Annotated in this window: 29 protein-coding genes and 1 tRNA gene; 23 read left to right on the top strand and 7 right to left on the bottom strand. The window is 68.5% G+C overall.

The window, feature by feature from the left end; genetic code table 11:
- Window positions 1–65: 65 nt before the first annotated feature.
- The 3 genes from bfr to R5H19_RS16590 form a co-directional block, all read right to left on the bottom strand.
- On the bottom strand, window positions 66–536 hold the full coding sequence (gene bfr / locus R5H19_RS16600) for a bacterioferritin (RefSeq protein ID WP_318160153.1): 471 nt from the start codon (window positions 534–536) through the stop codon (window positions 66–68).
- 126 nt (window positions 537–662) lie between these two features.
- A complete protein-coding gene (locus R5H19_RS16595) occupies window positions 663–860 on the bottom strand; it encodes a (2Fe-2S)-binding protein (RefSeq protein ID WP_318160212.1) in 198 nt (65 codons plus the stop codon).
- Window positions 861–926: 66 nt separating this feature from the next.
- The gene (locus R5H19_RS16590) at window positions 927–1,487 is read right to left on the bottom strand and encodes an RNA pyrophosphohydrolase (RefSeq protein WP_318160152.1); all 561 of its coding nucleotides are present in this window, start codon (window positions 1,485–1,487) and stop codon (window positions 927–929) included.
- Between the two features lie 181 nt (window positions 1,488–1,668).
- Here R5H19_RS16590 and R5H19_RS16585 point away from each other — a divergent pair.
- From R5H19_RS16585 to R5H19_RS16515, 15 genes are all read left to right on the top strand, one after another.
- Window positions 1,669–1,745, top strand: a tRNA-Met gene (locus R5H19_RS16585).
- Between the two features lie 59 nt (window positions 1,746–1,804).
- Window positions 1,805–2,167 carry a 6-carboxytetrahydropterin synthase QueD gene (gene queD, locus R5H19_RS16580; RefSeq protein WP_318160151.1) on the top strand — a complete coding sequence of 121 codons (363 nt, stop codon included), beginning with the start codon at window positions 1,805–1,807 and terminating at the stop codon, window positions 2,165–2,167.
- A gap of 150 nt (window positions 2,168–2,317) precedes the next feature.
- Window positions 2,318–2,707: a phasin family protein gene (locus R5H19_RS16575; RefSeq protein WP_318160150.1), complete on the top strand. Its 390-nt coding sequence runs from the start codon at window positions 2,318–2,320 to the stop codon at window positions 2,705–2,707.
- 238 nt (window positions 2,708–2,945) lie between these two features.
- Window positions 2,946–3,311: a hypothetical protein gene (locus R5H19_RS16570; protein ID WP_318160149.1), complete on the top strand. Its 366-nt coding sequence runs from the start codon at window positions 2,946–2,948 to the stop codon at window positions 3,309–3,311.
- A 3-nt stretch (window positions 3,312–3,314) separates the two neighbouring features.
- Entirely contained in the window at window positions 3,315–4,133 is an 819-nt protein-coding gene (atpB, locus tag R5H19_RS16565) for a F0F1 ATP synthase subunit A (RefSeq protein WP_318160148.1), read from the top strand.
- A gap of 68 nt (window positions 4,134–4,201) precedes the next feature.
- Window positions 4,202–4,480 carry a F0F1 ATP synthase subunit C gene (gene atpE / locus R5H19_RS16560; RefSeq protein WP_027491150.1) on the top strand — a complete coding sequence of 93 codons (279 nt, stop codon included), beginning with the start codon at window positions 4,202–4,204 and terminating at the stop codon, window positions 4,478–4,480.
- Window positions 4,481–4,570: 90 nt separating this feature from the next.
- The gene (locus R5H19_RS16555) at window positions 4,571–5,041 is read left to right on the top strand and encodes a F0F1 ATP synthase subunit B (RefSeq protein ID WP_318160147.1); all 471 of its coding nucleotides are present in this window, start codon (window positions 4,571–4,573) and stop codon (window positions 5,039–5,041) included.
- 3 nt (window positions 5,042–5,044) lie between these two features.
- On the top strand, window positions 5,045–5,578 hold the full coding sequence (locus tag R5H19_RS16550) for a F0F1 ATP synthase subunit delta (RefSeq protein WP_318160146.1): 534 nt from the start codon (window positions 5,045–5,047) through the stop codon (window positions 5,576–5,578).
- Between the two features lie 148 nt (window positions 5,579–5,726).
- Window positions 5,727–7,277: a F0F1 ATP synthase subunit alpha gene (gene atpA / locus R5H19_RS16545; RefSeq protein WP_318160145.1), complete on the top strand. Its 1,551-nt coding sequence runs from the start codon at window positions 5,727–5,729 to the stop codon at window positions 7,275–7,277.
- A gap of 73 nt (window positions 7,278–7,350) precedes the next feature.
- Complete coding sequence (gene atpG, locus R5H19_RS16540; RefSeq protein WP_318160144.1) at window positions 7,351–8,268, top strand: F0F1 ATP synthase subunit gamma; 918 nt, start codon at window positions 7,351–7,353, stop codon at window positions 8,266–8,268.
- A gap of 133 nt (window positions 8,269–8,401) precedes the next feature.
- On the top strand, window positions 8,402–9,814 hold the full coding sequence (gene atpD, locus R5H19_RS16535) for a F0F1 ATP synthase subunit beta (RefSeq protein WP_318160143.1): 1,413 nt from the start codon (window positions 8,402–8,404) through the stop codon (window positions 9,812–9,814).
- A 55-nt stretch (window positions 9,815–9,869) separates the two neighbouring features.
- On the top strand, window positions 9,870–10,295 hold the full coding sequence (locus R5H19_RS16530) for a F0F1 ATP synthase subunit epsilon (protein WP_318160142.1): 426 nt from the start codon (window positions 9,870–9,872) through the stop codon (window positions 10,293–10,295).
- Between the two features lie 228 nt (window positions 10,296–10,523).
- Window positions 10,524–11,060 carry a hypothetical protein gene (locus R5H19_RS16525; RefSeq protein ID WP_318160141.1) on the top strand — a complete coding sequence of 179 codons (537 nt, stop codon included), beginning with the start codon at window positions 10,524–10,526 and terminating at the stop codon, window positions 11,058–11,060.
- A gap of 73 nt (window positions 11,061–11,133) precedes the next feature.
- Window positions 11,134–12,504 (top strand): bifunctional UDP-N-acetylglucosamine diphosphorylase/glucosamine-1-phosphate N-acetyltransferase GlmU, encoded by a 1,371-nt coding sequence (gene glmU / locus R5H19_RS16520; RefSeq protein ID WP_318160140.1) that lies wholly within the window; start codon window positions 11,134–11,136, stop codon window positions 12,502–12,504.
- A 156-nt stretch (window positions 12,505–12,660) separates the two neighbouring features.
- Complete coding sequence (locus tag R5H19_RS16515; protein ID WP_318160139.1) at window positions 12,661–13,074, top strand: hemerythrin domain-containing protein; 414 nt, start codon at window positions 12,661–12,663, stop codon at window positions 13,072–13,074.
- An 18-nt stretch (window positions 13,075–13,092) separates the two neighbouring features.
- On the opposite strand, the gene R5H19_RS16510 is transcribed toward R5H19_RS16515, so the two are convergent.
- A complete protein-coding gene (locus R5H19_RS16510; protein ID WP_318160138.1) occupies window positions 13,093–14,082 on the bottom strand; it encodes a pteridine-dependent deoxygenase in 990 nt (329 codons plus the stop codon).
- Window positions 14,083–14,177: 95 nt separating this feature from the next.
- Here R5H19_RS16510 and R5H19_RS16505 point away from each other — a divergent pair, with 95 nt between their 5' ends.
- The 8 genes from R5H19_RS16505 (at window position 14,178) to fabG (ending at window position 20,696) form a co-directional block, all read left to right on the top strand.
- Window positions 14,178–14,447, top strand: coding sequence for a phosphopantetheine-binding protein (locus tag R5H19_RS16505; protein WP_318160137.1), 270 nt, complete (start codon window positions 14,178–14,180; stop codon window positions 14,445–14,447).
- Between the two features lie 103 nt (window positions 14,448–14,550).
- On the top strand, window positions 14,551–15,270 hold the full coding sequence (locus R5H19_RS16500; RefSeq protein ID WP_318160136.1) for a xanthomonadin biosynthesis protein: 720 nt from the start codon (window positions 14,551–14,553) through the stop codon (window positions 15,268–15,270).
- Window positions 15,267–15,566, top strand: a complete 300-nt coding sequence (locus tag R5H19_RS16495) for a hydroxymyristoyl-ACP dehydratase (protein WP_318160135.1) — start codon at window positions 15,267–15,269, stop codon at window positions 15,564–15,566. The genes R5H19_RS16500 and R5H19_RS16495 overlap by 4 nt, the downstream gene beginning before the upstream one ends.
- Window positions 15,563–16,519, top strand: coding sequence for an acyltransferase (locus tag R5H19_RS16490; protein ID WP_318160134.1), 957 nt, complete (start codon window positions 15,563–15,565; stop codon window positions 16,517–16,519). The genes R5H19_RS16495 and R5H19_RS16490 overlap by 4 nt, the downstream gene beginning before the upstream one ends.
- Entirely contained in the window at window positions 16,446–17,102 is a 657-nt protein-coding gene (locus R5H19_RS16485) for a LolA-related protein (protein WP_318160133.1), read from the top strand. Before R5H19_RS16490 ends, R5H19_RS16485 begins: the two co-directional genes overlap by 74 nt.
- 2 nt (window positions 17,103–17,104) lie before the next feature.
- On the top strand, window positions 17,105–19,522 hold the full coding sequence (locus tag R5H19_RS16480; protein ID WP_318160132.1) for an MMPL family transporter: 2,418 nt from the start codon (window positions 17,105–17,107) through the stop codon (window positions 19,520–19,522).
- Window positions 19,506–19,940, top strand: coding sequence for a phosphotransferase (locus R5H19_RS16475; protein WP_318160131.1), 435 nt, complete (start codon window positions 19,506–19,508; stop codon window positions 19,938–19,940). Before R5H19_RS16480 ends, R5H19_RS16475 begins: the two co-directional genes overlap by 17 nt.
- Before the next feature lie 18 nt (window positions 19,941–19,958).
- Window positions 19,959–20,696, top strand: coding sequence for a 3-oxoacyl-ACP reductase FabG (fabG, locus tag R5H19_RS16470; RefSeq protein ID WP_318160130.1), 738 nt, complete (start codon window positions 19,959–19,961; stop codon window positions 20,694–20,696).
- A 5-nt stretch (window positions 20,697–20,701) separates the two neighbouring features.
- On the opposite strand, the gene R5H19_RS16465 is transcribed toward fabG, so the two are convergent.
- From R5H19_RS16465 to R5H19_RS16455, 3 genes are read right to left on the bottom strand one after another with little or no spacing between them, the layout of a single operon-like run.
- Window positions 20,702–21,457, bottom strand: a complete 756-nt coding sequence (locus R5H19_RS16465) for a glycosyltransferase family 2 protein (protein WP_318160129.1) — start codon at window positions 21,455–21,457, stop codon at window positions 20,702–20,704.
- Window positions 21,454–22,248, bottom strand: coding sequence for a beta-ketoacyl synthase chain length factor (locus R5H19_RS16460; RefSeq protein ID WP_318160128.1), 795 nt, complete (start codon window positions 22,246–22,248; stop codon window positions 21,454–21,456). The genes R5H19_RS16465 and R5H19_RS16460 overlap by 4 nt, the downstream gene beginning before the upstream one ends.
- Window positions 22,245–23,438, bottom strand: a complete 1,194-nt coding sequence (locus tag R5H19_RS16455; protein ID WP_318160127.1) for a beta-ketoacyl-[acyl-carrier-protein] synthase family protein — start codon at window positions 23,436–23,438, stop codon at window positions 22,245–22,247. The genes R5H19_RS16460 and R5H19_RS16455 overlap by 4 nt, the downstream gene beginning before the upstream one ends.
- Window positions 23,439–23,693 lie beyond the last annotated feature (255 nt).

The following is a 23,693-nucleotide window of genomic DNA, read 5'->3' as shown; positions in this document are numbered from 1 at the left end:
CGCGACGAAAGCGTCAAGGAACGGACGCACGCTTCCGTTCGCCGCCTGCCGGCGGGTGGTGCGGCTCAGCCCTGCATCTTGCTCTGCAGATAGCGCTCCGCGCCGATGTCCTTGACCAGGCTGAACTGGGTTTCCAGCCAGTCGATGTGCTCTTCCTCGTCGTGCAGGATGTCCTTGAACAGGTCGCGGCTGACGTAGTCGGCGATGCCTTCGCTGTACGCGATCGCCTCGCGCAGATCCTTCACCGCGGCCAGCTCCAGATCCAGGTCGCCCTGCAACGATTCCAGGGCGTTCTCGCCGATGCGCAACTTGCCCAGGTGCTGCAGGTTCGGCAGCCCGTCGAGGAACAGGATGCGCTCGATCAGGTGATCGGCGTGCTTCATCTCCTCGATGGATTCCTTGTATTCGTGCTCGGCCAGTTCGGCGTAGCCCCAGTCCTTGAGCATGCGGTAATGCAGGAAGTACTGGTTGATCGCGGTCAGTTCGTTGTAGAGCGCCTTGTTGAGGAACTCGATGACCTTGGCATCACCTTTCATGGCTTCCACTCCGATAGAAGACAGCAAAGACCAGGACTATACAAATTCCACGCTTCGATGACGGGAATGAGAACGGCAACAGTTCGCCTCGCGGGAGCGGGGCGAACGCGCGTGCAGGCAAGAGGGTCAGGCGGCGGCGAGCGGCAGCTGACAGGTGATCTGCGACAAGGCTTGGTCGAAGGTGGCGCGCGCGTCGTGCTCGCAGCACCCGCAGCAGTCCGAGCAACCGGTGCGGGCCTGCAGTTCGGCGAAGGTACGCACGCCATCGGCAGCCTCGCGGCGGATGTCGTGGTCGGTGACGGCATTGCACATGCAGATGTACATGCCGCGCATTGGAACGCGAATGCGAATGATTGTCAACAATCAATCGACGGCCGCAACCGCATCCGTTCAGGCAGCGGCGCGGCCGTCACGGGGGCGGGTGGGCGGGTTCCCGGCGCCATCACGTGGCGGCAGCGTGCCCAACTGGACGCCGAACAGATCCTCGACCAGCGGCGCGAAATGCCGTAGCGCCCGCTCGTAGACCTGCCGCTTGAAATTGACCACATGCGCGGCGGGATACCAGAAGTCGACCCAGCGCCACAGATCGAACTCCGGCTTGTCGCAGGCGTCCAGCTTCAGCGCATCCTCGTCGCCGATCAGCCTGAGCAGGAACCAGACCTGCTTCTGGCCGATGCAGGTGGGGCGCTGGTGATGGCGTACATAGCGGTTCGGCAGGCGGTAGCGCAGCCAGCCGTGGGTGGCGCTGATCACCTCGACGTGATGGGGGGCGAGTCCGGTCTCTTCTCCCAGCTCGCGGTACATCGCCTCCAGCGGAGTCTCGTCCGAACGCATCCCGCCCTGCGGAAACTGCCAGCCGTCGCGATTGACTCGGCGCGCCCAGAACAGTTGGCCGTCCGCGTTCAGCAGTACGATGCCGACATTCGGACGATAGCCATCTGCATCAATCATGTCGCCTCCTGGGGCCGAACGGCGCGGCGTGGCCGGCAAAGCCGCAGCTGAGTCCCGTCACCGATTCAACCACAGCGCGTGAAGCAGCGGCAAGCAGCGGACTTGAACCTGCACGGCTACGCGACTAAACTGCCGCGCCCCGCCTGCATCGTCCTGATGCCGGTACGGCGGGTCTCCCCAAGGCTATGTAGCTCAGCCGGTTAGAGCACAGCACTCATAATGCTGGGGTCGGTGGTTCGAGTCCACCCATAGCCACCAATGGCCAGAGCGTGTGTTTTCCGCCGGTTCCTCATCGTCACGACACGCGGGCGTCCGCCATGCATATCTTCAAGGTGTTCCAGATCGAGGCAGCGCATCGGTTGCCGCATGTGCCGGCCGGGCACAAGTGTGCGCGGCTGCACGGGCATTCGTTCCGCGTCGAGATCCACGTGGCGGGCGAGCCGGATCCGCAGCTTGGCTGGGTGATGGACTTCGCCGACGTGAAGGCGGCGTTTGCGCCGCTGCATGACCAGCTCGACCATCATTACCTCAACGAGATCGAGGGGCTGGAGAACCCGACCAGCGAGGCGCTCGCGCGCTGGATCTGGCAGCGCCTGCAGTCGCGTCTGGCGGGACTGGACAAGGTGGTGGTGCATGAAACGTGCACCTCGGGGGCCAGCTGTAGCCGCGATAGTTTTTGACGCAATGCGATAGCCGGTGACGCTTCGTAAGTCAGTATGTTTCATGAACATTTGTTGACTGTGCTGGATGGATTCCCAAAATATATTGCATTGCACAAAAATGGCTGCTAGAGTGCTTGCCACTCCCCCATCCTCCACGAGGACGACGCCATGACGCAGCAACTCAACAACCAGCTTTTTGCTTTCACCAAGCAGTTCACCGACAGCGCGTTCAAGGCGCAGTCGCTGGCCCTGAAGGGCCTGGAGACGGTCGCCGGGCTGCAGCTCAAGGCGCTCGAGGAGCAGGCCAAGGTGTCTGCCGACTTCGTCGCCGAGGCGCTGGAGGCGCGCGACATCAATGGCCTGCGCAGCCTGTGGGAGAAGGGCGCCAGCCTGGGCCGCGACAACGCCGAGCGCGCCGTAGCGGTGTCGCAGGAGGTGCTCGCGGTCACCCAGAAGACCGCCGAGTCGCTGAATGCGCTTGTGCAGGAGCAGCGCCAGGCCGCCAACGACGCCGTCGCCGCGCCGGTGGCTGCGGCCAAGAAGGCCGCCGCCAAGTAATCCGGTCGTACCGTTGCAGTTCACGCGATGAAACAGGGCCGAGCTTCATGCTCGGCCCTGTTTGCGTGTGCTCGTGCAGGAGGCATGCAGTGCGGAGCTGGAGAGCGGATCACGGGACACGATGTCGCAGGCTGCACGGCTTGTTGCCTCAATTGCCGCACTGATATACTTCCGCGGATTGGATCGTGGCCCGCAGCTGTATCGGTGCCGCCTGAAGCAGGCCGCGCGGAGACGCTACGTGCTCAACAGTCTTGCCTCTGGTCGACGTCTCGCCTTGCGCATCGTCCTGCTGCAGCTTGCTGTGGCGTTGCTGGCTGGCCTGGGCTTCCTGCCGCTGGGTTATCGCGCAGCAGTGGCGGCGGTGGCAGGCGCGGCGGTAGTGGCGCTGGGTACCGCGCTGATGTCGGCGCGATTCTTCAGCGGTCTCGGCGGGGCTGGCCTGGTGTTGGGCCGTCTGCTGACGGGCATGTTCCTGAAGTGGATCGTGGTCGTCGGGGGGCTGGTCGTGATCCTGTTCCAATTCAAGTTGCCACCGCTGGCCGCCATCACGGGGTTGGCGGCGGCTTACGCGGTTTATCTGCTGGCGTTCAGATTCAAGGGTTGATCCATGGCAAGCGAGCCGACTGGCGGTCTTACCGAGTACATCCAACACCATCTGCAGCACCTGACCCCGCACACCAGCGAGGGCGGCTTCTGGGCGGTGAACATCGACTCGGTCACCGTGTCGCTGGTGCTGGGCGTGTTGTTCTGCCTGTGGTTCTGGCTGAAGGCGCGCAAGGCCACCGCCGGCGTGCCGGGCAAGGGCCAAGCCTTCGTCGAGATCGTGCTGGAGTTCGTCGACGGCCAGGTCAAGGACGTGTTCCATGGCGATCGCCGCGTGCTGGGCCCGCTGGCGCTGACCGTGTTCGTCTGGGTGTTCCTGATGAACGCGATGGACCTGCTGCCGGTCGACCTGCTGCCGTGGATCACCGAGATGTTCGGTATCAAGCACTTCCGCGCCGTGCCCACCGCCGACATCAACATGACCTTCGCGATGTCGCTGACGGTGTTCGTGTTGATCATCTTCTACAGCTTCAAGGCCAAGGGCGCCGGCGGCTACATGCATGAGCTGTTCACCGCGCCGTTCGGCAAGCATCCGCTGCTGTGGATTCCGAACTTCCTGCTCAACATGGTCGAACTGGCGTCCAAGCCGGTGAGCCTGGCGATGCGACTGTTCGGCAACATGTACGCCGGCGAGCTGGTGTTCATGCTGATCGCCGGCCTGTTCAGCGCCGGCGCCGGCCTGGCCGGCTGGGCGCTGTACGGCGCAGGCGTCATCGGCTACACGGTGTGGGGCATCTTCCACATCCTGATCATCTCGATCCAGGCGTTCATCTTCATGGTGCTGACGATCGTGTACATCTCGATGGCACACGATCACCACTGATCGGCGTTGTCGAAACCATCTGTTCAACCGCTTTGCCTTTTCCAGTTTGAATTTCTCAGGAGACCGTCGTGGAACTCATCACTCACATTGCTCAAGTCCAGTCCTTCACCGCCATCGCGCTGGGCCTGATCATCGGCCTCGGCGCGCTGGGTGCCTGTATCGGCATCGGCGTCATGGGTTCGAAGTTCCTTGAAGCCGCCGCCCGTCAGCCGGAGCTGGTGCCGCTGCTGCAGGGCCGCATGTTCCTGCTGGCCGGCCTGATCGACGCGGCGTTCCTGATCGGCGTGGCGCTGGCGATGTACTTCGCCGTGGCGAACCCACTGCTGTCGAAGCTGGCAGGCGCGTGAGCCCCCTGGCGACGCCGCGGCGTCGCCGTTGCGGCCCGGGTGTCGTGACGCCCGGGCCTGTTTCAACCCGCATTTACAGGTAACGCAGCGATGGATTTCAACGCGACCTTGATTGGCGAAATGATTTCGTTCGCCATCCTGATCTGGTTCAGCGTCCACTTCATCTGGCCGCACATCAACAAGGCCATCGAAGACCGCCAGATCAAGATCGCCGAAGGTCTGAACGCCGCTGAGCGCGCCCACGCCGAGCTGAAGAGCGCCGACGTCAAGGTCGCCGGCGAGATCAAGCAGGCGCGGCAGCAGGCCTCCGAGATCATCGACAAGGCCCAGCAGCAGGCCAATCAGATCATCGACAAGGCCCGTGCCGAAGCGATCGCCGAGATCAACCGGCTGAAGGCGGCGGCACAGGACGACATCGCCTCGATGGCGCAGCGTGCGCGCGACCAGCTGCGCGAGCAGGTTGGCGCATTGGCCGTGGCCGGTGCCAGCAAGATCGTGCAGCGCGAGGTCGACGCCTCCACGCACAAGGCCCTGCTCGACCAGCTCGCGGCCGAGATCTGATCCATGGCCCAGGCAATCACCCTCGCCCGCCCGTATGCCCGCGCCGCCTTCGAGGTGGCACATGCGGCCGGTTCGCTGGCTGAATGGTCGCAGTCGCTGGCGTTCGCCGCCGCGGTGGCGAACGATCCGCGCGTGGCCGGCTTCGGCAACGACCCGCGGGTGCTGCCGGCACAGCTGGTGGGCCTGCACCTGCCCGCCGGCATGGCGGCCGACAGCCCGTTCGGGCACTTCCTTGCCGAGATGGCCGAGCAGCGCCGGCTGGCGCTGTTGCCGGAAGTGGCTGAACTGTTCGAGGCGTTCAAGCGCGAGTCCGAATCGCAGCTGCTGGTCAAGGTGACCAGCGCGATGGCGCTCGACGCGGCCCAGGCCGAACAGCTCAAGGCTTCGCTGAAGCGTCGTTTCAAGCGCGAGATCGAACTGGACACCCGGGTCGATGCCTCGCTGCTGGCGGGCGTGGTGATCGATACCGGCAGCGAAGTGATCGACGGCTCGGCGCGTGGGCGGCTAGCGAAGCTGGCCGGCGCGCTCAGCCACTAGTTTCACGCGAAGTCCGTTTCGCGAAGAGCAAAACCGGCCGTCCGGGCCGGACAGATTGAGTAAACGCGAAGTCCGTTTCGCGAAGAGCAAAAACCGGCCATCCTTGGCCGGACTCTTAAAAAAGCATCCAATTTCGGGATAGATGACCATGTCCAGCAGCACACTGAATCCGTCCGAGATCAGCGAACTGATCAAGAGCCGCATCGAGCAGTTCAAGCTCGGTGCGGAAGCGCGCAACGAGGGCACCATCATCAGCGTGTCCGACGGCATCGTGCGCATCCACGGCCTGGCCGATGTGATGCAGGGCGAAATGATCGAGCTGCCCGGCAACGCGTTTGCGCTGGCGCTGAACCTGGAGCGCGACTCGGTCGGCGCGGTGGTGCTCGGCGAATACCAGCACCTGCGCGAGGGCGACACCGCCAAGACCACCGGTCGCATCCTCGAAGTGCCGGTCGGCCCGGAGCTGCTCGGCCGCGTGGTCGATGCGCTGGGCAACCCGATCGACGGCAAGGGCCCGGTCAACGCCAAGCTCAACGCGCCGATCGAGAAGGTCGCGCCGGGCGTGATCTGGCGCAAGTCGGTCGACCAGCCGCTGCAGACCGGCTACAAGTCGGTCGACGCGATGATCCCGGTCGGCCGCGGCCAGCGCGAGCTGATCATCGGCGACCGCCAGACCGGCAAGACCGCGCTGGCGATCGACGCGATCATCGCGCAGAAGGATTCCGGCATTAAGTGCATCTACGTCGCGATCGGCCAGAAGCGCTCGTCGATCGCCAACGTGGTGCGCAAGCTGGAAGAGAACGGCGCGCTGGCCAACACCATCATCGTGGTCGCCTCGGCGTCCGAGTCGGCTGCGCTGCAGTACGTCGCGCCGTACTCCGGTTGCGCCATGGGCGAATACTTCCGCGACCGCGGCCAGGACGCGCTGATCGTCTACGACGACCTGTCCAAGCAGGCCGTGGCCTACCGCCAGATCTCGCTGCTGCTGAAGCGTCCGCCGGGCCGCGAGGCGTATCCGGGCGACGTGTTCTATCTCCACTCGCGTCTGCTCGAGCGCGCCTCGCGCGTATCCGAGGAGTACGTCGAGAAGTTCACCAACGGCGAAGTGAAGGGCAAGACCGGTTCGCTGACCGCGCTGCCGATCATCGAGACCCAGGGCGGCGACGTGTCTGCGTTCGTGCCGACCAACGTGATCTCGATCACCGACGGCCAGATCTTCCTGGAGACCGACCTGTTCAACGCCGGCATCCGCCCGGCCGTGAACGCCGGCATCTCGGTGTCCCGCGTCGGCGGCGCCGCGCAGACCAAGATCGTCAAGAAGCTGTCCGGCGGCGTGAAGCTGGCGCTGGCGCAGTTCCGCGAACTGGCCGCGTTCGCGCAGTTCGCCTCGGACCTGGACCCGGCCACCCGCGCCCAGCTCGACCGCGGCCAGCGCGTCACCGAGCTGATGAAGCAGAAGCAGTATTCGCCGCTGTCGATCGCCGAGTTGGCGCTGTCGGTGTACGCCGCCGAGCAGGGCTACCTCGACGACCTGCCGGTGAACCAGGTGCTGGCGTTCGAGAAGGGCCTGCACGCGTTCATGCACCAGAACCACGCCGACCTGATGAAGACCATCGTGGCCACCGGCAACTGGGACAAGGACATCGAGGCCGTCTTCAAGGCTTCGCTGGACGAGTACAAGAAGACCGGCAGCTGGTAATACGGGTAGTGGCGAATCGGAAGGGAGGCAATCTTCTCCCTTCCCACCAGCGAGCATAACGAGCGGGTAGAGCATGGCAAGCGGACGCGAAATCAAAACCAAGATCAAGAGCACGCAGAACATGCGCAAGGTGACGCGCGCGCTCGAGATGGTCTCGGCCTCGAAGATCCGCAAGGCGCAGGATCTGATGAAGGCCTCGCGCCCGTATGCGCGCTCGATGCGCAAGGTGATCGCGCACGTGGCCCAGGCCAGCACCGATTTCAGCCATCCGTTCCTGGTCCAGCGCGACAGCGTGGCGCGGGTCGGCTACATCGTGGTGTCGACCGACCGCGGCCTGTGCGGCGGCCTCAACTCCAACCTGTTCCGCCGCCTGCTGCCGGCGATCGCCGAGTGGCAGAAGCAGGGCGTGCAGGTCGACGTGGTGGCGATCGGCCAGAAAGCGGTGGCGTTCTTCCGCCGCCTGAAGGGCGTCAACCTGGTCGGTAGCGTCAGCCACCTCGGCGAGAAGCCGAAGCTCGAGCAGCTGGTCGGCGTGATCAAGGTGATGCTGGACGCCTACCAGGCCAATGGCCTGGATCGCGTGTTCCTCGCCTACAACGACTTCGTCAACACCATGACGCAGAAGCCGACCATCGACGCGCTGCTGCCGCTGCCGCTGGTGGCAGCGGAGATGGAGGAGCACCAGGCGGCCGGCGAGTCGGCTTATGCCGGTGTGAAGCTGGAGTCCAGCCACGACTGGGACTACATCTACGAGCCGGACGCGCAGACCGTGCTGGAGCACGTGCTGACCCGCTACATCGAGTCGGTGGTGTATCAGGCGGCGCTGGAGAACCTGGCCAGCGAGCACGCTGCGCGCATGGTCGCGATGAAGAGCGCATCGGACAACGCGAACAAGGTGATCGACGAACTGACCCTGGTCTACAACAAGGCCCGCCAGGCCGCGATCACCCAGGAAATCTCGGAAATCGTGGGCGGCGCGGCAGCGGTGTAAGTGGATATAAGTGCGATCGTCCGTGATCGCAGAGCAAGATCAAAAAGCAGCCATCCATGGCTGCACTCTAAACAAGAGCGACGCTTCGGCGGCGCTGACATGAAATCTCAAAGATCCATCCGGAGCTATCAGCATGAGCCAGGGCAAAGTTGTTCAGATCATCGGTGCGGTCATCGACGTGGAGTTCCCGCGTGACCAGGTGCCGCAGGTGTACGACGCGCTGAAGATCGACGGCACCGAAATCACGCTGGAAGTGCAGCAGGTGCTGGGCGACGGCATCGTGCGCACCATCGCGCTCGGTTCCACCGAGGGTCTGAAGCGCGGCCTCGCGGCGCGCAACACCGGCGAAGGCATCAAGGTGCCGGTCGGCAAGGCCACCCTGGGCCGTATCATGGACGTGCTCGGCAACGCGATCGACGAGGCCGGCCCGATCGGCGAGCAGGACCGCTGGGTGATCCACCGCGAGGCGCCGAGCTACGCCGACCAGGCGGCCGCGACCGACCTGCTGGAAACCGGCATCAAGGTGATCGACCTGGTCTGCCCGTTCGCCAAGGGCGGCAAGGTCGGCCTGTTCGGCGGCGCCGGCGTGGGCAAGACCGTGAACATGATGGAGCTGATCAACAACATCGCCAAGGCGCACTCGGGCCTGTCCGTGTTCGCCGGCGTGGGCGAGCGTACCCGCGAGGGCAACGACTTCTACCACGAGATGAAGGACTCCAACGTGCTCGACAAGGTCGCGATGGTGTACGGCCAGATGAACGAGCCGCCGGGCAACCGCCTGCGCGTCGCGCTGACCGGCCTGACCATGGCCGAGTACTTCCGCGACGAGAAGGACGAGACCGGCAAGGGCAAGGACGTGCTGCTGTTCATCGACAACATCTACCGCTACACGCTGGCCGGTACCGAGGTGTCCGCGCTGCTCGGCCGCATGCCGTCGGCGGTGGGCTACCAGCCGACCCTGGCCGAGGAAATGGGCGTGTTGCAGGAGCGCATCACCTCGACCAAGACCGGCTCGATCACCTCGATCCAGGCCGTGTACGTGCCCGCGGACGACCTGACCGACCCGTCGCCGGCCACCACCTTCGCCCATCTGGACGCGACCGTGGTGCTCTCGCGCAACATCGCCAGCCTGGGCATCTACCCGGCGGTGGACCCGCTCGACTCGACCAGCCGCCAGCTCGACCCGAACGTGATCGGCCAGGAGCACTACGACGTGGCCCGCAAGGTGCAGGGCACGCTGCAGCGCTACAAGGAGCTGAAGGACATCATCGCGATCCTCGGCATGGACGAGCTGAGCGAAGAGGACAAGCAGGCCGTGGCGCGCGCGCGCAAGTGCGAGCGCTTCTTCTCGCAGCCGTTCCACGTGGCCGAGGTGTTCACCGGCTCGCCGGGCAAGTACGTGTCGCTGAAGGAGACCATCCGCGGTTTCAAGATGATCGTCGACGGTGACGTCGACCACCTGCCGGAGCAGGCGTTCTACATGGTCGGCGGCATCGACGAGGCGATCAAGAAAGCGGAAGAGATGGGCGCCAAGAAGGCCGCCTGATCCTCCGGGCGGACCGCGCGTCCGTCCGTCGCCTCAAGCATCTGGAATCTGAGTCATGACCCACACCATTCGCGTCGACATCGTCAGTGCCGAAGCCGAGATCTTCTCCGGCGACGCGACGATGGTCGTCGCCACCGGCGAGATCGGCGAGCTCGGCATCACGCCGCGCCACGCACCGCTGATCACCCGTCTCAAGCCGGGCCACGTCGACGTGCTGCTGACCGGTGGCGAGCGCCAGCAATTCTGGATTTCCGGCGGCATGCTGGAAGTGCAGCCGCAGGTGGTCACCGTGCTGGCCGACACCGCCGCGCGCGCCGCCGACCTGGACGAGGCCTCCGCGCAGCGCGCCAAGAAGGAGGCCGAGGACGCGCTGGCCAACCGCACCGACGCGATGGAAATCGCCGAGGCGCAGGTCAAGCTGGCCGAGGCGATCACCCAGCTGCAGGCGCTGGAGCGCCTGCGCAAGAGCCTCAAGCACTGAGCTTGTGCGCTCTTCCGTGAGCGCAGAGCAAAGTCAAAAGGCGGCCATCCGTGGAATGAGGGTTGTGCACTCATCCATGAGTGCAGAGCGGGATCAAAAGGCGGCCGTCCATGGCCGCACTCCCAATAGAAGCGGTCGCTTCGACGGACATTGCGCAGAAGAACGCCGGCCTTGTGCCGGCGTTTTCGTATCGGCAGGATGCGAGCCTGGCTGCACAGGGAAGAGCCGATGACCGGATCGATGCCCACATTCCGCCATGGCGGCTGCGTGCTGTTGCTGCTGCTGGCCGGTTGCGCCATGCCACGCCACGCGCCACCGCCGCCGGCCATCGGTGACGCGTCGTGGCGTGGGGCCGTGCAGCCCGGCACGGTGCGCTACCAGCTGGCGCTGGGCGAGGTCTCCAGCGGCGGCACAGCGATCCGGCGCGTCGTGCCGATCTATCCGGCCGGTCAGCTCGCCGCGTGCCCGCCGCCGCAGGAGGTGCCGGCCCTGCTGATCGTGGATCAGGCCGGCAGGGTCGGCGAGGTGCGCGTGGCGGACGAGGCGCAGGCGGATGCCGATCGGCGCGCCTTCATCGCCGCGGTGCGCACGGCCGCGCTGCAGTGGCAGTTCAATCCGTTGACGATCAATCGCTGGGCCGCCGATGCCGACGGCAACAGCCATGTAGTGGACAGCGAGACAAAACCGTTCAGCCTCGACTACGTGTTCCGTTTCGAATGCCATGCCGGCAAGGGCATGGTGTCGTCCGCGGACACGAAGCCCTGAGCCCTGCCCCGTCAGCGAGCGGGCAGAACGGGCTGATATGCTTTTTCGATCGGAATGCGCCAGGGCTCCATCCATGAACCAGACTCCTCTCCACGTCGTCATCCTCGCCGCCGGCGCCGGCACGCGGATGAAATCGAACCGGGCCAAGGTACTGATGCCGCTGGCCGGGCGGCCGTTGCTGGCGCACGTGATCGACACCGCGCGGGCGCTGCAGCCAGCGGCCATCCACGTCGTCTACGGCCATTGCGGCGAGCAGGTGCGCGCGGCGTTCGCCGACCAGCCTGACCTGCGCTGGGTGCTGCAGGCCGAGCGGCTGGGCACCGGTCATGCGGTGGAGCAGGCGCTGGGCGAGGTGCCCGACGGCGCGCGCGTGCTGGTGCTGTACGGCGACGTGCCGCTGACCCGGGTCGAGACCCTGCAGCAGCTGGCGGCGGCGGAAGGCGGCTTCAGCCTGCTCACCATGCGGCTGACCGAACCGCGCGGCTACGGCCGCGTGCTGTGCGACGGCAACGGCCACGTGCGGGCGGTGATCGAGGAGAAGGACGCCGACGAGGAGCAGCGTGCCGTCAACCTGGTCAACACCGGCATCCTGGTCGCGCCTGCCGCCGCGCTGCGCGTCTGGATCGCCGGGCTCGACCGCGACAACGCGCAGGGCGAGTACTACCTCACCGACATCTTCGCGATGGCGAACGAGGAGAAGCGCCCCGCGCTCGGCGTGGAGTGCGCCGATCCGGTGGAGGCTTCGGGCGCGAACGATGCGCTGCAGCTCGCCGGGCTGGAAGCCGAGTATCGCCAGCGCGCGGCGCGTGCGCTGATGCGCAACGGCGTGCGCCTGGCCGATCCCCTGCGTATCGACGTGCGCGGCGCGGTCGAGGCCGGCCACGACGTCGAGCTGGACGTCGACGTGATCCTGGAAGGCCACGTGTCGCTCGGCGACGACGTGCGCATCGGCGCGTTCACCCGGCTGAAGGACGTGCAGCTGGCCGCCGGCACGGTGGTGCTGCCGCACTGCGACCTCGACGGCGTGGTCACCCACGGCCCGTGCACCATCGGCCCATTCGCGCGGCTGCGCCCCGGCACCGAACTCGACGCCGGCGTGCACGTGGGCAACTTCGTCGAGACCAAGAAGACCCATCTCGGCGAAGGCAGCAAGGCCAACCACCTGAGCTACCTCGGCGACGCCGTGGTGGGCCGCGGCGTCAACATCGGCGCCGGCACCATCACCTGCAACTACGACGGCGTGAACAAGTTCGCCACGCGCATCGGCGACGGTGCCTTCATCGGCTCCAACAGCGCGCTGGTCGCGCCGGTGACGATCGGCGCCCGGGCCACCATCGGCGCCGGCTCGGTGATCACCCGCGACGCGCCCGACGGCGAACTCACCGTGGCGCGCGGCAAGCAGCAGACGTTTCCCGGCTGGAAGCGGCCGGTGAAGCAGGCGTAGCCGAAGCGGCGGCGTAAGCCGCGGCCGGTGATCCAGGTCAGTGCCGGCGCGGCGCTGGCCCGGCATGCTGGCGGCATCGACAGCGCGCGATGTCCATGCCGGCGGATCACGCGACGAAAGGCTGTCGTCGCCTTCCTCCCCGTTACCGGATGCACCATGTCCCCGACCACCCTCATCCCCAGCCTGCGGCATGACCATGCGCAGATGCGCGATCTGCTGGAAACCGTACGCCGCCACGGCGTTTCCAGCGCCCAGGGCCATCAGTACCTGAAACAGGCGCGCCGGCTGATCGTCGAACACCTGCAGCGCGAAGATGCGCTGCTGTATCCCGCCCTGCGCGGCTGTGCGGAAACCCAGGCGCTGGCCGACGCGTACGCCAACGAGATGCAGGAGCTGTCGCGCGAGATCCTGGCGTTCTTCGACGGCATGGAAGGCGAACACGACGACCTGGTGTTCGCGCGCGGCTTCGGCAGGGTGATGGGTACGCTCAACAAGCGCTGGACGCGCGAGGAAGTGCGCTTGTACCCGGCCTACGATGCGCATTGCGGCGGAGCAAAGAAGGTCGGCTGAGCGCTGGCGCGACGCTGCCTAGGCGTAGCGCCAGCCGTCGATCTCCACCAGCAGTTCGCGGCGGCAGATGTCGCCGTGCAACAGCAGCAGCGGCACGCCGGGCAGGCGGTGCTGCAGGAACTCGCGCACGCGCTCGGCATCCGCCGCATGGCGCACGTAGGTCTTCAGCGGCGAGCGGGCGTCGAAGCCGGCGGCCATGCCGGCGCTGCTCAGCAGCGCTTCGAGGTTGGTCAGGGTCTCGGCCAGCTGGGCGTCCAGGTTGTCCTGGTGTGCCGAGGCGTGGCCGACCACGGCGGCGGTGCCGGAGATCGCCAGCGCATCGTGCGCCGGCAGCACCATGGCGCGAGCGAAGCTGGGCGGAGTGCGCCCGTACTGGCGCGGGTAGCGCCAGGCGCTCACCTGGCGCGGGTTTTCCACGCGCAGGCCGCCCTGATCGCAGGCCAGCAGGTAGACCTGCAGCCGGTGCGGATCGCCGTGGTGGCCGATCGCGGTGGCGGCAGGGAAGCCTTCGGCGAAGAAGTCGCCCATGCCGGCGGCGCGGCCGTCGCAGAAATGCTTGTAGCGCTCGGCGTCGCCTTCGCCCTGATTGATCGCGCCCAGGTAATTCCACACACGCTGCACGTGCCGTTCGTCGCGCGTGGCGACGAAGCGGTGCAATTGCTCGTAGGCCAGCCGGGCGGCAGCGATGGGGCCGCCGTGTTGGTGCTCGTCCAGTTCGATCGAGGCGAACAGCCAGCCGCCACCGGCCGACCAGCACAGCGCGCCGTCGCTGCCGCAGCTGACCGGTGCATCGACCTGCCACAGCTCCAGCGGCGCGCTCGCGTCGAGCGTTTCCAGCGCCACCGGCAGGTAGCGTGGGTCGGTGCTGGCCGGGGCGCCGGCACCGAAGCCGAACAGTGCCAGCGTACCGGCTTCGGCCAGCAGCGCGGCGGCCTCGGCCGCACGGTAGGAGACCCGCGGTGCACGGCGCGGCTGCGGCTCGATCTGGGGTTTTTCACAGCTCTGCATGGTTGCCTGAAAGCGGGGACGACAAGGGCGCTATGTTACACTTCGCGCCCACTGCCACCGGGGGGAGGCAATGCATTCAGCGTACGGAACCGAGCATGGCGGAACAGACAGCGGCGCAGCACGAATTGGCCACCTTGGTCGTGGAATGCCTGAATCTCGACTCCGTAACCCCCGAGCAGATCGATCCCGATGCGCCGCTGTTCGGCGGCGAACTGGGGCTGGACTCGATCGATGCGCTGGAAATCGCCCTGGCCGTATCCAAGCGCTACGGCTTCCAGCTGCGTTCGGACAACCCGGACAACCGGCAGATCTTCACCAGCCTGCGCACGCTCTCCGCGCATGTCGAGCAGCATCGCGCCGGCTGAGGCCGGCGGTTCGGTCCGGTCGCGCCCGCCACACTCCCTTCATGCGGCGTTCGCATGCCCGTGGCACGCTCGCGGCTCCGGCGGAGCCGATGCGGAATCCGGCATGACGTCCTCTTCACTTTCGCCCGACCACGCCACGCGGCGCTACGGCCTGCTGTTGTTGCCGGCCTATCCGCTGCTGGCGATCGCCGGCGTGTTGACGCAGCGGCAGGTGTTCGCGCTGCTGGCGCTGGCCCTGTTGCTGACCGCGCTGATGCTGCCGCAGCTGCTGGCGCGTCGGGTGCTGCCGTGGCTGTCGTGGTCGGGCGCGCAGGCCGGGTTGTTGGTGGCATGGCGGTGCGGCCTGGCCGGGCTGCTGCTGGAGGCGGTGCCGGTACTGATCAACGCCTTGCTGGCCGGCTGGTTCGGCCGAACGCTGGGCACGGCCGAGCCGCTGGTGGCGCGTTTCATCGTCGCCATCGAGGGTGACGAGCGGCTGCGTCAGCCCGGGGTGGCCGCCTATGCGCGCCAGATCACCTGGTTCTGGGCGGTGTTGCTGGCTGCCCAGGCGCTGCTGCTGGCCGTGCTGCTGCTGTGCGCCGACCACGACGGGCTGTTGGCGCGCGTCGGCGTGGTCTCGCCGCTGCCGGTGCCCGCGGGCTGGGCCGCGACATGGCTGCATCTGGGCGGCTATCTCCTGCTGGCGGCGGCCTTCACGCTGGAATACGTCTATCGCCGCTGGCGGCTGCGTCATCTGCATCATCCCGGTCTGCACGACATGCTGTTGCAACTGGCGCTGCACTGGCCGCAACTGCTGCGCGGCAAGCGCCCGGCGGCACCATGAACGCCGGCTTCGAACAAGCGCTGCGCATCGGCGCGGAGCATCCGGCGCTGCCCGGCCACTTCCCCGGTGCGCCGCTGGTACCGGGCGTGGTGCTGCTGGAGCAGGTGGCGCTGGCCCTGCGCACCTGGCGCGGCCAGCGGCTGGGCCGCGTGCTGGAGGCGAAATTCGCGGCGCCGTTGCTGCCGGAGCAGACCGCCACGCTGCGCCTGACGGCTGCCGAGGGTGCGCGCGCCCGCTTCGAGATCCGGCGTGACGGCATGCTGCTGGCGCGCGGCCTGGTCGAGGGAGCGGCATGAGCGCGCAGGGGCACTGGCAGAGCCGGCCCGAAGGCGGCGGCCGCTTCGCGCTGTGGCTGATCCGCACCATCGCGCTGCATGGCGGCCGCCGGCTGGGCCGCCTGTGCCTGTACCCGATCACGCTGTACTTTTTCCTGCGTCGCGCGCCGGAACGGCGGGCCTCGCGCCAGTACCTGCAGCGCGTGTTCGGCCGGCCGGCCACGACATGGCAGGTACTGCGGCACATCCATTGTTTCGCCGCCACCACCCTGGACCGGATCTTCCTGCTTGCACACGGCGAGCGGTCGTTCCGGATCGAGACCGAAGGCCTGGACCTGCTCGACCAGCGCCTCGCGCAGGGCCGCGGCGTGCTGCTGTTCGGCTCGCACCAGGGCAGCTTCGAGGCGCTGCGGGCGCTCGGCGCGCGCCGCCCGGAGATGCCGCTGCGCGTGGTACTGGACAAGCAGAAGACCCCGGCGATGACCGAACTGCTCGAAGCGCTGGCGCCGGACGTGGGTGCCTGCGTGATCGACGCGGCGCAGGACGGCACCACGATCGCGCTGGCGATGGCCGAGGCCTGCCACGACGGCGCGCTGGTGGCGATGCTGGCCGACCGCGGTCGCGGCCACGAGGTATTGCGGCACACCGGTTTCCTCGGTTCCTCCGCGCCGTTCCCGATCAGCCCGTGGCTGCTGGCGCATACGCTGCAGGTGCCGGTGGTGCTGTGTTTCGGCCTGTACCTGGGCGGCAATCGCTACAAGCTGATCTTCGAGTCGTTCAGTGATCGGGTGGAGGTCCCGCGGCATGATCGCGGCTCGGCGCTGGATGCGTTGATTGCCCGCTACGCGCAACGGCTGGAACACTACGTGCACGTCGCTCCTTACAACTGGTTCAACTTCTATGATTTCTGGCAAGACGCGCCTGTGGCTGATGGGCCTGCTGCTGCCGCTGTGGGCGAGCGCGTCGGCGTCTGAGCCGACGCCGGCCGCGTCGTCCGCACCGGCGCTGATCGCGGCCCTGGGCCAGCCGGCGCCCGCGCACACCGCGTTCGCCGAGGCGCGCTTCCTGCAGGTGCTCGACCGCCCGCTGGTGGTCTCCGGCGAATTGTCGTGGCTGGGCGGCGACCGGCTGCAGCGCCGCGTCGATCGTCCGCAGCAGGAAACGTCCACCATCGCCGACGGCGAGGTGACCCAGCAGCGCCCCGGCAAAAGTCCGCGCCGCTTCTCGCTGAAGCGTGCGCCGCAGCTGCAGGTGTTGCTGGACAGCTTCGTGGCGCTGCTCGGCGGCGATGCCGCGCGCCTGCAGCAGGCGTTCGAGATCCGCCAGCACGGCGACGCGGCGGGTGCGTGGACGCTGACCCTGGTGCCGCGCGACGCCCGCGTGGCGAAGACCGTCGCCAGCATCCGCATCGACGGCTACGCGAAGGTCTCGCGCTGCATGCACATGCAGGAAGCCGACGGCGACCTCGCGGTCGACCTGCTGGGCCCGCTGGCCGCGCGGATGCCGGCCGAACCCACCCGTGAGGCGCTGCAGGCGCTGTGCCAGGGCGAGCCCTGAGCATGCGCCGGAGCGCCCGCGCGGCACTGCTGATTGGATGGCTGCTGGCGCTGGCCGGGCTCGGCTGGATGATCAGTCAGCGCCTGCACGTCAGCACCGACCTGCGCAGCTTCATGCCCGCGCCGACCACGCCGGACCAGCGCCTGCTGATGGAGCAGGTCGGCGAGGGGCCGGGTTCGCGCTTGCTGCTGCTCGCCATCGGCCGCTCCTGCGCATCCGGCAATTGCTCCTTGCATTGCTCTGACTCCGGCATCCCTGCCGTCGCCTGCGCTCGCGGCACTGGGCCATCCATGGCCGGCGCTGGACAGTCCGACGCGAAGCTGGCGGCGCTGAGCCAGGGCCTTGCCGCCGCGCTGAAGAAAGACCCGCGCTACAGCCAGGTGCTCAACGGCAGCTTCGATCTCGCTGCACTGGATGCCAACCTGCTGCCGTACCGTTACCTGCTGTCGCCCACGCTGGATGCGCAGCCGCTGGACGAGGCGTACCTGGCCGACCAACTGCAGCAGCGGCTGGACGACCTGTCCTCGCCCGCGGCCAGCCTGCTGAAAGGCCTGCTGCCGCGCGACCCCACGCTGGAAGTGCTGAAGCTGGCCGAAGCATGGGCACCGGCGAAGTCGCCGGAGTTGCGCGATGGAGTGTGGTTCTCGCCGCAGGGCGAGGCGTTGCTGCTGGTGCAGACGGCGGCCGCGGGTTTCGACCCGGGGGCGCAGCAGCAGTCGATCGACGGCATCCGCCAGACCTTCGCTGCGCTGCCTGACAGCGCCGGAGCAGCCCTCGAGCTGAGCGGACCGGGCTACTTCAGCATGGTGGCCGCGGCGCAGACGCGGCATCAGGCCGACTGGATCGGGCGCATCTCCACCGTCGGTTTCATCGCGCTGCTGCTGCTCGCCTACCGCAGCTTCAGCTCGCTGCTGCTGTCCGCGCTGCCGATCGCCAGCGCCGCACTGGCCGGCATCGCCGCACTGACGCTCGCCTTCCCCGAAGTGCACGGCATCACCCTGGCGTTCGGCTTCACCCTGCTTGGCGTGGCGCAGGAATACCCGATCCGCGTGCTCAGCCACCGCCGCGCCGGCGAGGATGCGCTGGCCAGCGTGCGTGCGTTGTGGCCGCTGCTGCTGACCGCGATTGCCTCGGCCTGCATCGCCTACCTGGCGTTCTACGCGTCCGGCGTGAACGGGCTGAAACAGCTGGCCGTGTTCACCATCGTCGGCCTGCTGGTGGCCGGCTTCAGCACGCGCTATCTGCTGCCGCACCTGCTGCCGCGACGCGTGCGCGACGTGGCCGACATGCGCTGGCTGATCGAGGCGCGCCGCTTCGTCGACCGCCTGCCGCGCCCGCGCTGGATTCCCGTGCTGGTCGCCGCGGCGGTCGTGGCGATGCTGGCGCTGGCCCGCGGCCCGTTCTGGCAGGACAACCTCGCTGCGCTGACTCCGTTGCCGCCGGATCTGCTGCAGCACGATGCGCGCCTGCGCGAGGCGTTGGGCGCGCCGGACGTGCGCTACCTGCTGGTGCTCGAGGCGCCGACTGCGCAGGGCGTGCTGGCGCTGTCGGAGCAACTGCAGCCGCGGGTCGATGCGCTGCTGGCGCAACACGCGGCCGATGCGCTGGAACTGCCGTCGCGCTATCTGCCGACGGTGGCGTTGCAGCGCGAACGCCAGCAGAAGCTGCCCGATCGTGCCACGCTGCAGCACGCGCTGGACGAAGCGTCGCAGGGCCTGCCGTTCCGTGCCGACCTGTTCCAGCCGTTCGTCGACGATGTGGAAGCCGCACGCCAGCTGCCGCCGCTGACGCCGCAGCGTTACGCGCAGACTCCGCTGGGCCAGCGCCTCGCCGCGATGCTGGTCGAACGCGACGGCCACTGGCTGGGCCTGGGCACGGTCAGCGGGGTGCACGACGTGGCTGCGCTGCAGGCGCTGGGCGAAAACACGCGCGGCGCGGTGCGCCTGCTCGACATGAAGGCGGCCTCGGAGTCGCTGGTGGTCGACTACCGCACGCGTATCCTGCAGGCCTTGCTGGTCGCCGCAATTTCGCTGGTGCTGACCATCGCCTTCGCGCTGCGCAGCCTGCGCCGCGCCTGGCACGTGCTGGCGCCAATGACCCTGGCCACCTTCCTGGTGCTGGCGGTGGAGCGCGTGGCCGGCATCGAGATCTCGCTGTTCCACCTGGTCGCGCTGATCCTCGCCGGCGGCCTCGGCCTGCACTACGCGCTGTTCTTCGAGCGCGATACCGGCGACCCGGCCGAGCAGCGGCGCACCCTGCACGCCACCCTGGTCTGCGTACTGTCCGCGCTGCTGGTGTTCGGCATGCTGGCGTGGGCCACGATCCCGGTGCTGCGCGCGATCGGGCTCACCGTGAGCCTGGGCGTGGCGTTCCATTTCTGTCTGTCGATCCTGATGGCGCCGCATGCTCGACAGGACTGACTGGGCTCACCTGATCCCGCACGCGGGCGCGATGTGCCTGCTCGACGCGGTGCTGGCGTGGGACGAACGCAGCATTCATGCGATCAGCGCCGGCCACGCGCGCGCCGACAACCCGCTGCGCGGCCCGCACGGACTGCACGCCGTGTACCTGGCCGAATACGGCGCGCAGGCGATGGCGGTGCACGGCGCGCTGCTGGCGCGGTCGCGCGGCGACGAGACGGTGCGCCCCGGCATGCTGGTCAGTCTGCGTGACGTGCAGCTGTTCGAGGAATACGTCGACCGGCTCGATGGCCCTCTGGACGTCCACGCCGAATGCCTTTACGCCGACGACGGCGGCGCGCAGTATGCGTTCCGCGTCGGGCATCGGGGCCGCCTGCTCGCCAGCGGGCGTGCCGCGGTGCTCCATCCTGCCCGCTGATTCGGAGCGAATTCCATCATGTCCGAAGCGAAGAATGCACGTCGCGCCCTGGTCACCGGCGGCAGTGGCGAGCTTGGCGGCGCGATCTGCCACGCGCTTGCCGCGGCCGGCTGGCACGTCGTCGTGCACGGCCACCACAGCCTGACCCGGGCCGAGGAAACCGCCGCGGCGATCGTCGCCGGCGGCGGCAGCGCGCAGGCGCTGGCGTTCGACGTCACCGATGCGGAGGTGACCCGCGCCGCGCTCGACGTGCTGCTCTCCGAAGGGCCGATCCACGCGCTGGTCAACAACGCCGGCATCCACGACGACGCGCCGATGGCCGGCATGAGCGACGAGCAGTGGCACCGCGTGATCGACGTCTCGCTGCACGGCTTCTTCCACGTCACCCGGCCGCTGCTGTTGCCGATGGCACGCGCGCGCTTCGGCCGCATCGTCTCGATCGGCTCGGCGGCGGCGCAGCTGGGCAATCGCGGCCAGACCAACTACGCCGCGGCGAAGGCGGCCCTGGTCGGCGCCAGCAAGTCGCTGGCGCGCGAGATGGCCTCGCGCGGGATCACCGTCAACGTGGTCGCACCCGGGGTGATCGAGGGACGCATGGCCGAGGCCGCGTTCCCGCCCGAGCGCATCCGCGAGCTGGTGCCCGCGCAGCGTGCCGGCAAGCCGGAGGAGGTCGCCGCGCTGGTGGCGTTCCTGTGCTCGGACGCGGCCGGCTACATCAACGGCCAGCTGATCGGCGTCAACGGCGCGATGGGTTGAGGCTCTTACGCCAGGGTGTCGTCGACGACGCGCGGCGTGCCGCGCGAGCGGCGATAGCTGTCGACGAGGTGGCCGTAGTGGACGACACGGCCGATCGTGTAGAGCGTGATGCGGGTGACGTCGCGCACCGGCCTGAGGTGGCTGGGACGGAACGTGCCGTGGTAGCGCGAGGCGATCGGCACCGAGACCACGCCGAGCTTTTTCTCGCGCGAGGCGGCGATCAGGATCGCTGCCTCGAACACGAAGTTCTCCGCCGGCAGTTCGACCAGGTCCAGTGCTTCGCGCGGATACCAGCGTTGTCCGCTCTGGGTGTCGGCCACCGGCTGCGCGCAGGCCCACGAGATGCCCCAGTCGGCCACCGCGTTGGCGCAGCGGCGGCCTTTCGGCTGCTGTTCGCAATCGAGCAGTCGTGCGCCGATCACGATGTGCTGCGGGTAGCGTTGCGCGACGGCCGCGATGCGCGGGATGTCGCTGGCCAGGTGCTGGCCATCGCCGTCCATCGTCAGAACCGCGTCGTAGCCCTGGCGCAGCGCCTCGCGGAAGCCGCGGCGCAGCGCCTCGCCCTTGCCGCAGCGTTCTTCGTGACGCAGCAACGTCACCGGCAGCGTGGCGATGATCTCGGGCGTGCGGTCGTCCGAGCCGTCGTCGATCACGATCACCGGCGCGCCGAGCGCCAGCACGGATTCGACCACCGAACGGATCGCGGCCTCCTCGTTGAGGCATGGAATCAGCACGCACCAGCGTGCACTGGCCGGGCTCACGCGACGGGCTCCATGTCGAGCTGCAATCCCAGGCCGGTGGCGGCGGCCAGCGTGCAGCGGCCGCCGCGGCCGGCGAGCATGGCCAGCAGCGGCAGGCTGGCGGCCGACGGGTTGCCGTCGCGCCAGCCTGCCAGTGGTTCGGGCAGCGGTGTGTCGGTGGCGGCGCCTGGCTGCAGGCCGAGCTCGAGCCGGGCCAGCGTGGCGGCGCCGGCCTGCGGCGCCAGCACCAGTGCGCAGCCGAACGACTGGCGGCAGCCGGTGATTTCGGCAAGCGGGCCGCTGCCGGCGATGTCGCTGCACGCCAGCAGCACCGGGCGCTGCTCGGCCAGCGCCTGGGCCGCCGCTTCCAGCAGGCCGGCGCCGAAGCTGGCGCGCTGGGCGCAGACCGCGGTGGACGGCGCGTGGCAGCCGCTGGCGATGGTCCAGTAGCCGACCGCGGCGTTGTGCACCGAATTGTGGAAGCGGGTCGGCGACAGTTCTGCCGGCGCCTGCGCCAGGGTGGCGCACATGTAGTCGGTGATCGCCTGGTCGCCGTGCGCGGAGGCGAACACGCAGGCCAGCGTGGTGGCGTCGCGGCCGCTCATCGTCACCGCCTGGCCGGCCGCCTCGACCGCCAGCAGCACGCTCTCCGGCGCGCGGCGACGCTCGTTCGGCGGCAGCGTGGCGGCCGGCGGCCGCGCCGGCGGTGGCGCCGGCGTGGTGCCGGCCAGCAGCGCGCGCAGCGCGGCGAAGTCGGCCAGCGCCGGCGACCACAGGCCGACGCCTTCCACGTGGACGCGCAGCGCGCTCACGCGGCGAACCCCGCGCGGGCGAAGGCGAGGCAGGCATTGTTGCCGCCGAAGCCGAACGAGTTGCTCAGCGCCACGTCCACGCGCCGCTGCTCGTTGCGCCAGGCGAACTGCGCGCCGCAGACCGGGTCGGGCGTGTCGCCGCCGAGGGTGCCGGGCACCAGACCGTGCTCGATCGCCTGCAGCGCGATGGTCGCCTCGAGGATGCCGGCGGCGCCCAGCGTGTGACCGGTGAAGCCCTTGGTCGAGCTGGCCCGCGTGCCGGCGGGGAACGCGCGCGCGACCAGCGCCGCCTCCACCTCGTCGTTCTTCCGGCTGGCGGTGCCGTGCAAGTTGATGTAGTCCACCCGTGCCGCATCGAGGCCGGCGCGCGTCAGCGCATCGCGCAGCGCCAGCTCGGCGCCGAGGCCCTCCGGGTGCGGCGTGGACATGTGGTGGGCGTCGCTGGATTCGCCGTAGCCGAGCAGTCGCGGCGCGGCGGGCGCCGCCTCGACGCGCTCCAGCAGCGCGAAGCCGGCGGCCTCGCCGATCGAGATGCCGCAGCGCGCGGCGTCGAACGGGCGGCACGGTTCGGGCGAGACCAGCTCCAGCGCGTTGAAGCCGAACAGCACGCTGTCGCACAGGGTGTCCACGCCGCCGACCACCGCCGCATCGACCAGGCCGAGGCGGAGCATCCGCTCGGCGCTGGCGAACACCTTGGCGCTGGACGAGCAGGCGGTGGACACAGTCAGGCATGGTCCTTCCAGCGCGAGCGCGGCAGCGACGAAGGCGGCCAGCGAATGCGGCGCGTGGATCGCCGGGCGCAGCATGTCGTCGGCGAAGCCGCCGTCGGCATCGAGCCGGCGATAGGCTTCCTCGGTGGCGCCGATGCTGGCGGTGGAGGTGCCCAGCAGCAGCGCCACGCGGCCCGCGCCGTAGCGCGCGCGCGCTTCCCGCACGCGCTCGAGGAAGCCGTCCCGGGCCAGTCCCAGCCAGGCCAGCCGGTTGTTGCGGCAGTCCCAGTCGGCGAGCGCGCCGGGCAGGGTGACGTCCTCCACGCCGTCGACGCGGCCGATCCAGCACGTCAGCGGCGCGCTGCTGAAGTCGTTCGGGCGCAGGCCGCTGCGGGCGTGTTCGAGCGCGTCGAGCTGGGCCGCCAGGCCGCTGCCCATGGCGGACGTGGCGGTGTACGCGGTGACCGCGAGAGGTGTCATCGAGTAAGGCATCGGGAAAGCGTAGCGGGCACCCCTGCGAATGCCTAGCCTGCGCGGAACCGCCGTTCAGCGGCCGAACCGCGCGGGTGGCTCTGCCTCGGCCGGCGGCTGTCCGAAGCCGGCTGCCGATGCGGGTCGGCCCGGGCCCGCGCCGGATGCGGATGACCGGCAACCGGCCCATGGCGGCGCGGAGCAGTTGCGCCGCGCCGGCTGATCTGGCTCAGCCCTGCGCGGCGTCGCGTCGCAGCGGCCGCG

Source organism: Rhodanobacter sp. KK11, assembly GCF_033345435.1.
Lineage (GTDB): Bacteria > Pseudomonadota > Gammaproteobacteria > Xanthomonadales > Rhodanobacteraceae > Rhodanobacter.
Note: the sequence above shows the minus strand (reverse complement) of the source record. Positions and strands in the feature narration are given on the sequence as shown.